We start from the raw sequence: 13,813 nt of genomic DNA, 5'->3' as shown, positions 1-13,813 counted from the left end.
ACTAGTAGAAAATCCCTTGCCTTTTGGTGAGGGATTTTCTACATTTGCACTGGGATGAGTGCGAAACCCGTGGTAAGATGATGGATAAGAAAAAAAACTGATAATAAATCAGCACATAATGGATGGGAGAAGAAGATCATGGAGACTGTGAAAAGCAAAAAACTGCTAATGCTCCTGGAAGAAAATTGCCGACTGAGCAATAAACAACTTGCGCTCTTATTGGATAGTACAGAAGCAGAGATTGAAGCAGAGATTAAACGTCTACAATCAGAGAAAATTATTGTGAAATATCCAGCGCTGATCAATTGGGATCGTGTAGAGGATAATCATAATGTAACAGCCATGATTGATGTTAAAGTAACGCCGATCCGCGAGGTTGGCTTTGAAAAGGTAGCGGAGCGCATCTCACGTTTTCCTGAAGTAAAGGCCGTGTACCTTATGTCGGGAGCGGGATATGATATTTCAGTAGTATTAGAAGGTAAAACAATGCATGAGGTTGCTAACTTTGTTACAAAAAAATTAGCTGTTTTAGATAACGTCGTATCGACAGCGACTCACTTTATTTTGAAACGTTACAAGCACGATGGTACCATTTTAGAAGATTATGATGATGATCGCAGGATGGTGGTAACGCCATGAGTAAGGTGTCCAATAAAAGCCGTTTGTCAGCCATCGTAGATGAACTCAAACCTTCTGGCATTCGCCGCTTTTTTGATTTGGCAGCTTCTATGGAAGGTGTTATTTCGCTAGGGGTGGGAGAGCCTGACTTCGTGACGCCTTGGCGCATTCGTGAAGCGTCTATCTCTTCTTTGGAATGCGGTTATACAGCTTATACCTCCAATGCAGGACTCATGGATTTGCGAAAAGAGATTCAGCGTTACACAGAGGAGCTAATCGGTGTCTCCTATGAACCTGCCAAAGAAATCATGGTGACTGTGGGAGCGAGTGAAGCGATTGATATTGCGCTACGAGCTATCATTAATCCAGGTGATGAGGTGCTAATTGTTGAGCCATGCTATGTTTCCTATGAACCTGTGATTCGTTTAGCTGGTGGAGTACCAGTCTTTTTACACACGTATGCAGAAAACCAATTTAAACTCACACCTCAGGAACTAGAAGCCAAAATCACCGAGAAAACTCGCGCGATTATTTTTTGTTATCCGAACAATCCGACTGGTAGCATTATGAGCTTGGAAGAATGGAAGGAATTAGAGCCAATTTTAACCAAGCATGACTTACTTGTACTCTCTGATGAAATCTATGCCGAGCTAACCTTTGACCAAAAGCATGAGAGTATTGTGAGCTTGCCTGGCATGAAGGAACGGACGATTTTAATTTCTGGATTCTCTAAATCTTTTGCTATGACAGGCTGGCGCCTAGGATATGTATGTGCACCGGAAGATTTGTTGCAGGGTATGCTAAAAATCCATCAATACACGATGCTTTGCGCACCGATCACTGGACAGATGGGGGCCCTAGAAGCATTGCGTGGTGGGCGTGACGATGTAGATCGTATGGTGGAGAGCTATTCTCAACGCCGTAATTTTGTTGTGCAAAGCTTCTCTGAAATGGGACTTTCATGCCATAGACCAGCTGGAGCCTTCTATGCCTTCCCATCTATCGCTTCTACTGGATTAGCATCCGCTGAATTTGCAGAGCGTTTGCTTATGGAAGAGAAAGTAGCAGTTGTACCAGGTGACGTATTTGGTTCAAGTGGAGAGGGATATATCCGTTGCTCATACGCTACATCCTTTGAACAATTACAGAAAGCACTAGAACGTATGAGTCGTTTCGTAGAGCGTCTCTCTTAACTTGTTTATCTAATCTTGTAAATCGTTCTATCCTCTTGCCTTCATTCATAGACTAGTACAGCAGCAGGTTGTCTAGTTGAAAAGGCAGGGGGATTTTTTTATGAGACGTTACTTTCTTTTTCTGGTCTTCACCCTACCAACTCTCCTTGTTTTTGTACCAGCAGCTCTAGTCATGTATTACACGCCTGATCCGGTAGTTACCCCTGTTGTGATGGTCGAACAGCAGGGCGAACCTTATTCGGACAACCAGCCTCAGATTAATGTCTTTCGTAGCAAATTAAATCAGATAGAAAAAATGCCGCTAGAGACGTATATCGAAGGTGTGGTTGCGGCGGAAATGCCAGCTGAATTTGAGCTAGAAGCATTGAAAGCTCAGGCAATGGCGGCTCGAACCTATATTGTTCGAAGATTGGCGGAGGGTGAGTTTAAAGACGTACCTAAGGGGGCGCATGTACTTGATACTGTTAAGCACCAGGCCTTTTTAGGAGAAGCAGAGCGAAAGAAAATATGGGGAAAGCAGTATGAGTGGAAGCAGAATCGTATTCATCAAGCTGTGAAAGGTACTCTTGGCAAAGTATTAACCTATGAGGGTAAGCCAATTGAAGCTACCTTTTTTTCAACCAGCAACGGGTTTACTGAGAATGCAGAGGATTACTGGTCATCCCGCATCCCCTATTTGCGGAGTGTAGCTAGTCCTTGGGATATTGATTCTCCTAGGTATGAACAAAGCGTACAGATTCCAATTGAACAATTTCAACAAAAGCTAGGTGTGATGATTGTGGCAACGGCTTCTGATGGCAATTGGTATTCCGTTGAGGAGCGAACAGTCGGTAACCGTATTGGACGTATTAAAGTAGGAGAAAAAGAGTTTAGTGGTAAAGAGATAAGAGAAAAACTACGTTTATCCTCTAGTTCATTTTCTATGAAAATAAAACAAGGAAATGTGGTGATCACCACAAAAGGCTACGGTCATGGAGTAGGCATGAGTCAATGGGGGGCACACGGTATGGCTAAAGCTGGTAAATCAGCAGAGCAGATCGTTAAATACTACTACAAAGGAATCGCCTTGCAGGATTATCAGAATGTTGTGAAAGTGTAAGGTGTGAGAAAATTTTTTTAGTTTTCCCTTGTTTCTCAGGTTTATACGTCAAAAAACTGGCGATACTGAGGGATGAGGTGATCAAAATGGAAGATAAAAGAAATCAAAAACAACCTGTTTCTATGAAAAAGTCAACATGGAGAAGTGTTTTAGGAAAAAAATGGGCATTCCCAGCTATCTACATCGGGACAGCAGCAATCATCCTAGCATTCGTGATGTGGTATCAAGGAAGCTTACTTAATCAAGCAACCAAGACTCCACAACAAACTGACAACGTGACAGTAGTCAATGGTGAAAACAATCCAGCTACTGTTCATGAGAAAGAGGAAGCTGTTGCGGTAAACAACACGACTCCAACTCTTGCGTGGCCTGTAGCAAAAGAGGTAATGTATGAGATTGGCATGGGCTTCTTTAATGAAGAAGCAAACGCTGATGAACAAGCTAATTCATTAGTCAAATTTAACGATTCTTTCGTACCGCATACAGGGATTGATTTAATCTCTACGAATGGTAAGGCATTTGATGTAGCAGCTGCTGGTGACGGGAAAGTTGTGAAAGTTTACAATGATCAATTGGTAGGCAATTTAGTGGAAATCGAGCATGCCAATAAGCTAGTAAGTGTATATCAAAGCTTGGAGAAAGTTACTGTGAAGGAAAATGATGAAGTCAAGCAAGGTCAGATCATCGGTGTAGCAGGGCGTAACGTATTCGAGAAGGATGCGAAAGCACATCTACACTTTGAAGTCCGGATGGATGGAAGCTCTGTTGATCCACACAAGTTTTTAAAAGAAGCACAACCGCAATAAAAGGATTAATGATAAGTGACAGCCATCGCATAACCTCAGGAAAAAAGGGTTGGGAGAAATCTCAGCTCTTTTTTTATAGATGTGTCTCCTGCTGTGTAAAAGAAGCCAAACCCTAGGTGTGGCGCGGATAAAAGCCTAGTGAGTGTACAACCCTCCAAAAAAAGATGGGTACTTGTTAGCTTGTCATATGAGGATATGTAGAATATGTGTCCCCCTCAACCCATATATTGTATCAGACAATTTGATGCTGGGAGGCGAGGGGCGTGCACGATTACATCAAAGAGCGAACCATTAAAATAGGTAGATATATTGTGGAAACGCGCAATACGGTTCGCATGATCGCCAAGGAGTTTGGAGTGTCCAAAAGTACGGTACACAAGGATTTGACAGAAAGGCTGCCAGAGATCAATCCCGAACTGGCTAACCAGGTAAAAGAGATTTTAGAATATCATAAAGCGATTCGTCATTTACGTGGCGGAGAGGCTACTAAAATCAAGTATAAGCGTAAGAATAAAAAGGCTCGCAGGGAGCAGGAAGAGAGCGTGTAAGAAATATTTTATCTAATGAAGGTTTTCCTTGTACATTTCCAAAATAATTCCTATAGTATTAGGTAGCAGGTTAGTAAGTACAGGGAGGCCCTTTCATGTTGAGTAAAGATATTGGAATCGACTTAGGAACTGCCAATGTGTTAATTTATGTAAAAGGCAGAGGTATTGTTTTAGATGAACCGTCCGTAGTAGCAATAGATGATCATACAAAAAAAGTGTTAGCTGTAGGGAATGAAGCACATCGTATGGTGGGTCGTACACCAGGAAACATTATTGCGATTCGTCCTTTGCGTGATGGGGTTATAGCTGATTTCGAGATTACAGAAGCGATGTTAAAACACTTTATGGCTAAAATCGGAGCAAAAAGCTTTTTCGCGCGTCCTCGTATTCTTATCTGTTGCCCAACCAATATTACATCTGTTGAGCAAAAAGCAATCCGTGAGGCTGCTGAGCGAAGTGGAGGGGCACGTGAAGTGTTCATTGAAGAAGAGCCAAAGGTTGCAGCTATCGGAGCTGGAATGGATATTTACCAACCATCGGGTAATATGGTAGTTGATATAGGCGGTGGAACCACGGATGTTGCGGTTCTATCCATGGGAGATATCGTCACCGCCTCATCGATCAAAGTAGCTGGTGATAAATTCGATCTAGCCATTATGAGGTACATAAAGAGTAAATATAAAATGTTAATCGGAGAACGGACGGCTGAAGATATCAAAGTACAGATCGGAACAGTCTATGGTTCACGCCAGGATGAAATGGACATCCGCGGACGTGATATGGTAAGTGGCTTGCCGCAAACCATCACGATTCGTTCGCAGGAGGTACAGACTTCCCTGGCTGAATCAGTGAGTCAGATTGTACAAGCTTCAAAAAATGTTTTAGAACGAACACCTCCAGAGCTTTCTGCCGATATTATTGATAAGGGAGTTTTCTTGACCGGTGGAGGCGCACTCCTGCACGGTCTAGATCAAATGTTGATGGACGAGCTGAAAGTACCCGTATTGGTAGCAGAAGAACCAATGAACTGCGTAGCCAAAGGAACAGGCTTGATGCTTGATTACCTTGATAAGCTTCCTAGTCGTAAAAAGTTTTTTGGATAAGGAGGAGTTCTCTTGATTAGAGGGCTATACACGGCCGGCTCCGGCATGGTGGCATTACAGAACCGTCAAGAGGCGTTGGCTAACAATCTGGCCAACATTAATACACCGGGTTACAAGCAGAATGAAGGCGTGCTACGCGCGTTTCCTGAAGAGCTATTGATGCGTATGAATGATGAGGAAGGCCCTGACGTAAAAGGCTATCCGAAAATCGACAAGCATGCGGTACAAATCGGTAGATTGCATCAAGGTGTCTATATGTCTGAATCGATTTCTAACTTCATTCAAGGGGATATCGCTGAAAGTAATAATCCATATGATGTTGCTTTGACCGATAACCTGCCAATCCCGGAAAATGCCCCCCTCTTTAATAAAAAGCCAGTTCAGCCTAAGCTATTTGTTAGTGTAGCTAAATTGGAAAACGCAAACGGGGCGGCAACAGCGGAACAGATTCGCTATGGACGCAATGGGAATTGGAATGTGAATCCCCAAGGATATCTGGTGAATACCGATGGCTACTATCTGTTAGGAAATGATAATCGTCCTATCCAGATTAGTGATGACACGGGTCTTTTAGATGGTAAAATCACCATTGATGCTGATGGACTGATTCATCTGTCAGACGGTACGACACGTCAATTAGGACTTGTAAAAGCAAACAATCCTTATCAAATGGTGCGCGAGGGAAACAATGTGTTTCGTGCACAAAACCCTGAGGATGTACAAGCTCTTGAGGGCCCTGACGCTGGACGCTATGCTATCCGACAAGGATGGGTTGAGCGTGCCAATGTTGATCCAACCCGTACAATGACTGACATGATGACGGTAATGAGAGCGTATGAAGCTAATCAGCGCGTCATTACCACATTAGATGGTACGATGGATAAGGCCGTCAATGAAGTAGGACGTGTAACCTAATAGAAAAGGGGGAGCCTGCGTGCAATCGTTAAATATTTCTACATCTGCTCTTCGTGCTGTCCAACAGGTGATTGACGTTACATCGAATAACATTGCTAATGTGAACACTGTAGGCTTTAAGGGGAGTAGCGCAGATTTTTCTGAGTTGTTGTCAGACACCATGGGTAAACAACCAGTTAAGGATCAAGAAAATCGTAATACACCAGAGGGTATCTCTATTGGTAGCGGTGTGAAGATGGGCATGACTCGTACCAATCTAAAACAAGGTGGAGTGCTAACGACAGACGTTCCCACTGACTTAATGATTGAAGGCGACGGAATGTTTATTGTCCGCAAACAAGCGATGGATGAAAACGGACAAGTCATTTTCCGTAATGGACGCCCTGTGGAAGAGTATTATGCAACACGGAATGGTAATTTCCATTTGCAAAAGAATGAGAATGAGCGGTATAATCTGCTAACGGCTACTGGTGAAACGCTTGTCGATGCTTCAGGTATTGAAATTGACATTGATGACCCGGAAGGTGGGCAAATTACTGTCAACGACCAAGGTGAAATCCTTGTTAACGGAAAATCAGTATCTATCAGTGCAATTCCTTTATTTAAGATTACAAACCAAGATCGATATGAGCGGGTAGGTCAAAATAATCTACGTATTACGAATAACGTCGATGATCTGGCAGGTATGACGCAAATTGATTATGCTGAGGGTGAAGGTAAACTACGCCAAGGCATGCTGGAAACGTCAAATGTAGAGTTGAATCAGGAAATGACCCAGTTGATGTTAGCTCAACGTGCCTACCAATTTAATGCGCGTGCACTATCCATTAGCGATCAGATGATGAGTACGGCAAATATGTTACGTAGCCGATAGGCAAATTAGTAAGGAGGACCCCAAGCAGTGAACCAGGTAAAAGGACGTAAAACACAACGTGAAGAGCTGGATGCAAAAGAGGTAAAATCAAAAAAAGGTAGGAGCTTTCCAAGAGTGCTTGTTAAAGTAACCATGGTGCCTATCCTGTTATTTATCTCTCTTGCGATAGGCCTTGCTATCGGGTTTTCTGTCGTGGGAAAGATGCCTCTATCTCAAGCATTCCAGTTTGAAACGTACAAGCATATCTATGATTTGATGTTTTCAAGCTAATAAAGTATACAATTTGACAAGGTAGAAGTCCTTTTCTGTAGGAGAAGAGGACTTCTTTTTTGATATCTCATTCCGCTCCTACTCCTAGTTGCTGTTTGTTCTGTGAAAAGGGTATAATGAGAATTGCTTGTGTGAACATAAGGTGAACCATTTTCTCTGGAAAATACTCTTCTCGCTCTTGGTATAGAGCCGGAATAAACGGAGGTATGCTCGGTGAATGTCCCTAATGCGTTAACTCTTTTGCGCATCGCATTGGTCCCGATCTACCTATTTGTGTTCTTTTCCGACCATATTATTTGGGCCTATTTCATTCTTATCTTCGCAGGCCTTACGGATGTGGTGGATGGATATATAGCACGTACTTATAAAATGACTACTGCTACAGGTGAAATGCTGGATCCACTTGCTGATAAATTGATGATGTTAGCCGTTATCTTTTCATTTTTGCTGTCTGATCGTATTAGCATGTGGGCTGCATCCGTATTCTTTTTGCGAGATTTGGCAATGATTATTCTTTCTGCACTCTTCCATTTTCGCGGTAAGAAGCTCGTATCAGCTAATATTTACGGGAAAGTAACCACCGTGTTATTTTATATCGTGTTTACTTCCATCATGTTTCAATACACATATGGTGAATTATTATTATGGATCGTTATTTTGTTCTCCATTTTGACCAGTGCCATTTATTTGATGAAGGTATTATTGTTAAACAAAGATATAGGAGAAAAGAGCACTCCGTAATCGAAGTGCCCTCTATAGGAAACCCTCGTCCTGATTGGGACAAGACAAGGGAGTACTTATATTGTAAGTAGATTAAACAACTCACATACATAGCTTAGCTAGTGAAAAAATGGAAGTGGAGGAAAGACGCGTGGAATACCCAACAATCTTAGATGCTGTACAAATTCAGGAAATCATCCCTCATCGTTATCCATTTCTTTTGGTGGATCGAATTGTCGAAATAGAATATGGAAAACGTTCTGTTGGATTGAAAAATGTAACGATTAACGAACCATTTTTTCAAGGGCATTTTCCCGGCTATCCTGTTATGCCAGGCGTTTTAATTGTAGAGGCACTTGCTCAAGTTGGTGCAGTAGCAATTTTGGGTAAAGAAGAGAATAAAGGGAAATTAGCTTTCTTTGCAGGTATTGACAATTTCCGCTTTAAAGAACAAGTAACGCCAGGTGATACATTGGTGTTAGAAGTAGAAATGACAAGGGTTCGCGGCACTGTCGGTAAAGGAAATGCAGTGGCACGAGTTGGCGAAAAAGTAGTGGCGGAAGGCGAAATTATGTTTGCAATCGCCAATAAATAAGTAAATTAGACAAAGAAGAACATGGGCACATTCTGGAATTGATCTTGAATGTGCCTTTCTTTTAGAGTAAAATTGGCTACGTGCAACCTGTCTCTTTAAGGCCTACATAATAGAATTAGTGGGGGCATATATTATGAAAGTCGCGCGAATCCTGGGGGTTCCGTTTTCTACTAAAGGTTTGCAGGATACGGTGCAGCATTTGACCGATCTTGTCAAACTCGGGGAGCGTACACACGTCGTTACCGCCAATCCAGAAATCGTGATGCTATCTCAAGGAAACAAAAACATGGCACGCTTGATGGAACAAGCCTATATCGTGCCAGATGGTATTGGAATTATTTATGCAGCTCGGTGGTTAAACGCCCCGATCCGCGAACGTGTTACAGGTGTCGAGTTATTAGAACACCTCATGATACAAGCAAATGAAAACCATTGGGGGGTTTATTTGTTAGGGGCTTCGCCGGAGGTAAATGAGAAAGCGGCTGAAGTCCTACAGGAACGTTTTCCTCAAGCCAAGATTGTTGGTCGTCAAGATGGATACTTTAAGCCTGAAGAAGAGGCGAGAATTGTCGCAGATATACAAGAAAAGAAACCAAATTTACTATTTGTAGCCATGGGTGCACCGAAACAAGATGAATGGATAGCAAAACACTGGAATGCACTGCCTGTTTCACTTGCTATGGGAGTTGGAGGATGCTTAGACGTCATTTCTGGTAAAGTAAAGCGTGCGCCGAAGATGTGGCAACAGCTACACTTGGAATGGCTTTATCGATTAGTAAAGGATCCATCGAGATGGAGAAGACAGCTGGCAATACCACACTTTGTCGCCACAGTGCTGTGGAGCCGTTTGAAAAAACGTTCCGAGTCTCAGTAGAGAGGGGAAACATCATGTCTGGTTATGTCTTCGGACTGTTGACTGCGATGGTTGTGGCTTTTATCGCTACACCATATGTAAAAAAACTAGCAATAAAAATTGGAGCAGTCGATGCTCCCAACGATAGAAAAGTACACACCAAAATTATGCCGCGTATGGGCGGACTTGCGATTTTTATCGGATTTGTAGTTGCGCTATTTATCTTCCTAAAGCCTTTAACCAATGAAATGCTGGGAATCTTTATTGGTGGAACGATTGTATTAATCACAGGAATTCTTGATGATAAGTATCAATTGTCCCCTAAGTGGAAGCTGCTCGGACAAATAGTCGGAACAGCTGTTGTCGTGCTGGGGTTTGGCTTGAAGATTGGGGTAGTGAATCTTCCATTCGGGGATGTTGGTCTAGACTTCTCCACAGGCTGGTTAGCTTTACTAGCCGTTCCGATTACGATGGTATGGATTATTGGAGTCACCAATGCCATTAACCTGATTGATGGATTAGATGGATTGTCTGCTGGTGTATCTGGTATCGCCACAGCTACCATGGGTGTTATGGCCATTATCATGAAGGATACTGGTGTTGCGATGTATTGCTTCATTTTGCTTGGAGCGATCATTGGTTTCCTTTATTTTAACTTTCATCCAGCCAAAATTTTTATGGGTGATACAGGAGCACTATTCTTAGGATTTAATTTAGCGGCTCTATCCATTATGGGCTTTAAAGAGGCTGTATTTGTTTCCTTTATTATTCCGATTGTGGTTTTGGGGGTTCCGTTGTGGGATACGTTTTTCGCAATTGTACGTCGTATTCTGAATAACAAACCAATTTCCAGTGCGGATAAAGGGCACTTGCATCACTGCTTATTGAATATGGGACTTTCCCATCGAGCAACAGTTATCACGATCTATGGAATGAGTGCGTTTTTTGGCGGAGCAGCCATCCTGCTTACGAAAGTAACCAACGCACAGCATACGATTTGGATGACGCTCATTATTCTGGCTGTTTTAGGCTTTGTCATTCACATGGTGACCGAAATTGTTGGTCTGGTCGGCCGTAAGCACCGTCCAATCCTCAATGCTTATGAACGCTTAAAATTAAAAGTAAGTAACTCGATGCGTCGAGGCCAATAAAAGCAAGAGCCGCTGATTTAGAGCGGCTCTTTTTTATTAGACACCGCTGAGATAAATGACGTGAGCGTGTAAGCACGATGCATAAGGTTTATGACGTAGTAATAACAAGAAATTGATGAATCATCTATCATCTCCTAGACATTAGGAGAGAAAAGTGTGTAGACAGCAGATCGATCTACACGTTTTTTTGTTGAAAAATAAGGGGATAATGAACTGTTTTGCGTTTACTTACGAACGAAATAAATCTTTGCCTGTAAATTTTCCTTCATTAATATAGATGCAAAGTTAGAAGTAAAAAACACCTGCCGTAATTTGGCAAGTGCTTGTTCATACGAGTAGGTCTAGTATTTCACAAATAATCCTTATATAGTTGTATAGGAAACCATTTCTTTGATAGGAAGTTGCAACCTTCAAATGGTTCCATGCGTATAGTAAGTAGATACTGGTTTTGTTTCGTCTTTCAATAATATGTCATACCTTTTTTATTCCGTATCTTCCTGAATGGCTTCGACAGGTAGCTCTACATACTCTTTAGTACCCAGAGTCAATGTAGCCTTACCATTTGTAAGATCTGTGATTCGTTCAATAAAAGCTGTTTCTTCCCCCTGTGGCAACTGCACCCGAACGGTTACGGTATCGGCATAATCAATACTTGCTACGCGTTGGTTTCCCAGTCGCAACTCGTTTTCCACCTTCCCCCACCAATGATAGTCTAAAGAAATGATTACTTCTTGGTGAAGAATGTGGGCAACGATGCCTGCTGCTTTCAATGCAGTGACCGTACCAGCTGTATAAGCACGTACCAATCCACCTGCTCCTAATTTGATACCACCAAAGTAGCGGGTAACGACAACAACAGTATCTTTTACCCCATTTTTCTTGATGCATTCTAATATGGGTTTACCAGCTGTACCACTTGGTTCACCATCGTCACTAGAACGCTGGATTTGGTCATTCTCTCCCATGATGAATGCAGAGCAATTATGGGTTGCATCCCAATGCCTTTTCTTGATCATAGCGATGAAAGCAGTCGCTTCTTCTTCTGTAGTCACACGCTGTGCGTATCCAATGAAGCGGGATCGTTCAATCACGATCACATCTTCTCCGTAGCCGGCCACGGTTTTATAATGTTGTAGCATTTGCATCACCTCATGCTACCAGCATATCGAGAAACAGAGATCGTTGCAAATGATGTGTAATTTTTTGCGCCTAGTAGACGTATTGTAAATGAGTGCAAGAAAAAATTCACTTGCAATACAAGTAATCTGCATCAGACAAGTGGGATATGCATACAAAGCTGAGGATGCGTCGCCAACCAAGGTCTAAGCAAATCTGTAACAAAATACGAATGATTTGCCAGAGACCAATTTACGCCAGATATGGTATGGTACTAATGTAGATAGACGAGAGAGTTAAATAAATCGAATGGTAATTGAGAAGGAGTGTACAGATATGAATTTTCCTTATTCAAAAAAATGGATTGCCCTAACAGTAGCAGCGATGGTGATGACCTCAGGTAGTGGACTTGCTGCGGCAGCCACTTCAGCAGCACCAGAGAAAGCAACGACTCAACAAGTGAATGTAAAGAAGGAACAAGAAGTAGGAGCAAACGATCTTACTGTAGAAAAAGCAGTAGAACTTACATTAGAAAATAATCTTGATTATAAAAAAGCAAAGATAAATGTAGATAATGCGATGATTGGCGCAAACGCCGCCGCATTCGCTAGTGTTAGAATCAAGGAAGATATGATTGAAAATACTGGCACTGCGAGTAGTAAATATGTAGGAACGGTTAAAGCGGAGGGGCAGGAGAAGCTTGGAAAGCTTGCCTTGAAACGTTCAGAGGGAAGCTTTAAGCTAGGTGCAGAGAAGTTATACTTCGATTTATTAAATGCCGAGGATGATTTTGCGCTAAAAAAACAAAGCTTGGAACGTTCTGAATCTCAGCTGAAAATTGCTAATGCAGCATTTGGTGTAGGTACACGAGCAAAAACCGATGTATTACAAGCAGAAGCAGGGGTAGCCCAAGCTAAGGCTGCAGTCGCTCAAGCTGAGTCTGCAAAAGACATCGCCAGATTAGAACTCAACAAATTTATGGGTGTGGACCTGAATAAAAAATGGAACCTACTGACAAAACAAACAAATGAAAATGTAGAAGTATTGGATGTAGAAAAAGCAATCGCCAAAGCATTAAAAGAACATGTGGACATCCTAACTGCTGAACAAGAAATTACAAACACAGAAAAAGAACTGGAAGTTATTGAGAAATACTCGATCCTCTCCGGGTTCGAAGGACAAATGACTAAGAATAAACATGAAACAAATAAATTAGCTTTAACACAAACTCAGAATCAAGTTAAAATGGATCTCATGCAGTCCTACTACAACCTAAATTCAATTAAAACTGCGTTGGAAGCACTTAAAAAGGGAACAGAAGCTGCATCAGAGAACTATCGTTTGACCAAGCTACGCTTCGAGAACGGCTTGGCAACAGCAATTGAGGTAGTTGGTGCTGAGGAAGAGCTGTCAAAGGCAGAAAACAGCTATCAAAAGAATTTGCATCAGCTAAACCTGGCTGTGATGGCGTACGAAAATGCAGTTTTGCAATCAACTAAGGGGTAATAAAACAAAATAGGGGTAGTTACCATCTGTATGTAGGCAAATAAACAGACGAACCAAAGAGGGGATAGATCATTCTATCCCCTCTTTTTTGGTATCCGATAGTAAAAATGGAAGAAGATTGTAGATGACAGGTGCAGAACCGATTATTATAATTACCTTTGTGAGTCAATTCGTCCAGAATTATCAACTTACAAAAAGTTTTTTTAAAAAATGTATGCAACAACCGCAACTTTTTAAAATCCTATGCGTTTAATAGTATGTCGAAGTAATTACGGTTAGATTCCTAAAAAAGGATTCACGAAGTCTAGCAACTATGATACACTAATGACTGTTGCACTTTTATGACATGATTCGCTAGTTTTGCGTAAATTATGAAGGATTTTGTTCTTTCTAATATGCGATCCTGCGAAAGGGGGTGAAACGCGCTTGCAGGATTCGGGCTGGAA

The 13,813-nt window shown here is 41.9% G+C and carries 15 protein-coding genes; 14 read left to right on the top strand and 1 reads right to left on the bottom strand.

Annotated features, from left to right (window positions below; translation table 11 throughout):
- Positions 1–138: 138 nt before the first annotated feature.
- The 13 genes from ACQV1I_RS23340 to ACQV1I_RS23280 all read left to right on the top strand — a co-directional run bounded on the left by ACQV1I_RS23340 (position 139) and on the right by ACQV1I_RS23280 (position 10,745).
- Positions 139–639, top strand: coding sequence for an Lrp/AsnC family transcriptional regulator (locus ACQV1I_RS23340; protein WP_026314985.1), 501 nt, complete (start codon positions 139–141; stop codon positions 637–639).
- Positions 636–1,811, top strand: coding sequence for an aminotransferase (locus tag ACQV1I_RS23335; protein ID WP_018669759.1), 1,176 nt, complete (start codon positions 636–638; stop codon positions 1,809–1,811). The genes ACQV1I_RS23340 and ACQV1I_RS23335 overlap by 4 nt, the downstream gene beginning before the upstream one ends.
- A 100-nt stretch (positions 1,812–1,911) precedes the next feature.
- The gene (gene spoIID / locus ACQV1I_RS23330) at positions 1,912–2,910 is read left to right on the top strand and encodes a stage II sporulation protein D (RefSeq protein ID WP_104031368.1); all 999 of its coding nucleotides are present in this window, start codon (positions 1,912–1,914) and stop codon (positions 2,908–2,910) included.
- A gap of 86 nt (positions 2,911–2,996) precedes the next feature.
- Positions 2,997–3,716, top strand: coding sequence for a M23 family metallopeptidase (locus ACQV1I_RS23325; RefSeq protein WP_116333623.1), 720 nt, complete (start codon positions 2,997–2,999; stop codon positions 3,714–3,716).
- A 263-nt stretch (positions 3,717–3,979) separates the two neighbouring features.
- Positions 3,980–4,264 carry a sporulation transcriptional regulator SpoIIID gene (gene spoIIID, locus ACQV1I_RS23320; RefSeq protein WP_003334276.1) on the top strand — a complete coding sequence of 95 codons (285 nt, stop codon included), beginning with the start codon at positions 3,980–3,982 and terminating at the stop codon, positions 4,262–4,264.
- A 95-nt stretch (positions 4,265–4,359) separates the two neighbouring features.
- Entirely contained in the window at positions 4,360–5,367 is a 1,008-nt protein-coding gene (locus ACQV1I_RS23315) for a rod shape-determining protein (protein WP_018669762.1), read from the top strand.
- Between the two features lie 12 nt (positions 5,368–5,379).
- Positions 5,380–6,282, top strand: a complete 903-nt coding sequence (locus ACQV1I_RS23310) for a flagellar hook-basal body protein (RefSeq protein WP_094699861.1) — start codon at positions 5,380–5,382, stop codon at positions 6,280–6,282.
- Positions 6,283–6,301: 19 nt separating this feature from the next.
- A complete protein-coding gene (locus ACQV1I_RS23305) occupies positions 6,302–7,156 on the top strand; it encodes a flagellar hook-basal body protein (RefSeq protein ID WP_018669764.1) in 855 nt (284 codons plus the stop codon).
- A 27-nt stretch (positions 7,157–7,183) separates the two neighbouring features.
- Positions 7,184–7,426 carry a DNA-directed RNA polymerase subunit beta gene (locus ACQV1I_RS23300; protein WP_018669765.1) on the top strand — a complete coding sequence of 81 codons (243 nt, stop codon included), beginning with the start codon at positions 7,184–7,186 and terminating at the stop codon, positions 7,424–7,426.
- A 213-nt stretch (positions 7,427–7,639) separates the two neighbouring features.
- Positions 7,640–8,167 carry a CDP-alcohol phosphatidyltransferase family protein gene (locus ACQV1I_RS23295; RefSeq protein WP_018669766.1) on the top strand — a complete coding sequence of 176 codons (528 nt, stop codon included), beginning with the start codon at positions 7,640–7,642 and terminating at the stop codon, positions 8,165–8,167.
- Between the two features lie 145 nt (positions 8,168–8,312).
- Positions 8,313–8,741: a 3-hydroxyacyl-ACP dehydratase FabZ gene (gene fabZ / locus ACQV1I_RS23290; RefSeq protein ID WP_026314986.1), complete on the top strand. Its 429-nt coding sequence runs from the start codon at positions 8,313–8,315 to the stop codon at positions 8,739–8,741.
- A gap of 133 nt (positions 8,742–8,874) precedes the next feature.
- The gene (locus ACQV1I_RS23285; protein WP_197261175.1) at positions 8,875–9,615 is read left to right on the top strand and encodes a WecB/TagA/CpsF family glycosyltransferase; all 741 of its coding nucleotides are present in this window, start codon (positions 8,875–8,877) and stop codon (positions 9,613–9,615) included.
- Positions 9,616–9,629: 14 nt separating this feature from the next.
- A complete protein-coding gene (locus ACQV1I_RS23280; RefSeq protein WP_018669769.1) occupies positions 9,630–10,745 on the top strand; it encodes a glycosyltransferase family 4 protein in 1,116 nt (371 codons plus the stop codon).
- A gap of 482 nt (positions 10,746–11,227) precedes the next feature.
- Here ACQV1I_RS23280 and ACQV1I_RS23275 read toward each other — a convergent pair whose 3' ends face one another.
- Entirely contained in the window at positions 11,228–11,884 is a 657-nt protein-coding gene (locus ACQV1I_RS23275; RefSeq protein ID WP_116333625.1) for a YigZ family protein, read from the bottom strand.
- Positions 11,885–12,197: 313 nt separating this feature from the next.
- On the opposite strand from ACQV1I_RS23275, the gene ACQV1I_RS23270 reads away from it, so the two are divergent.
- Positions 12,198–13,367 (top strand): TolC family protein, encoded by a 1,170-nt coding sequence (locus tag ACQV1I_RS23270; protein WP_116333626.1) that lies wholly within the window; start codon positions 12,198–12,200, stop codon positions 13,365–13,367.
- Positions 13,368–13,813: the final 446 nt, after the last annotated feature.

It is taken from the genome of Brevibacillus sp. JB24b, assembly GCF_051713385.1.
Taxonomy (GTDB): Bacteria; Bacillota; Bacilli; order Brevibacillales; family Brevibacillaceae; genus Brevibacillus_B; species Brevibacillus_B laterosporus.
Note: the sequence above shows the minus strand (reverse complement) of the source record. Positions and strands in the feature narration are given on the sequence as shown.

Coding starts and splice junctions, on each gene's coding strand:
- ACQV1I_RS23285 (WP_197261175.1), top strand. CDS start 8,875: ATGAAAGTCGCGCGAATCCTGGGGGTTCCGTTTTCTACTAAAGGTTTG.
- ACQV1I_RS23270 (WP_116333626.1), top strand. CDS start 12,198: ATGAATTTTCCTTATTCAAAAAAATGGATTGCCCTAACAGTAGCAGCG.
- ACQV1I_RS23335 (WP_018669759.1), top strand. CDS start 636: ATGAGTAAGGTGTCCAATAAAAGCCGTTTGTCAGCCATCGTAGATGAA.
- ACQV1I_RS23315 (WP_018669762.1), top strand. CDS start 4,360: ATGTTGAGTAAAGATATTGGAATCGACTTAGGAACTGCCAATGTGTTA.
- ACQV1I_RS23340 (WP_026314985.1), top strand. CDS start 139: ATGGAGACTGTGAAAAGCAAAAAACTGCTAATGCTCCTGGAAGAAAAT.
- spoIID (WP_104031368.1), top strand. CDS start 1,912: ATGAGACGTTACTTTCTTTTTCTGGTCTTCACCCTACCAACTCTCCTT.
- ACQV1I_RS23275 (WP_116333625.1), bottom strand. CDS start 11,884: ATGCTACAACATTATAAAACCGTGGCCGGCTACGGAGAAGATGTGATC.
- ACQV1I_RS23280 (WP_018669769.1), top strand. CDS start 9,630: ATGTCTGGTTATGTCTTCGGACTGTTGACTGCGATGGTTGTGGCTTTT.
- ACQV1I_RS23325 (WP_116333623.1), top strand. CDS start 2,997: ATGGAAGATAAAAGAAATCAAAAACAACCTGTTTCTATGAAAAAGTCA.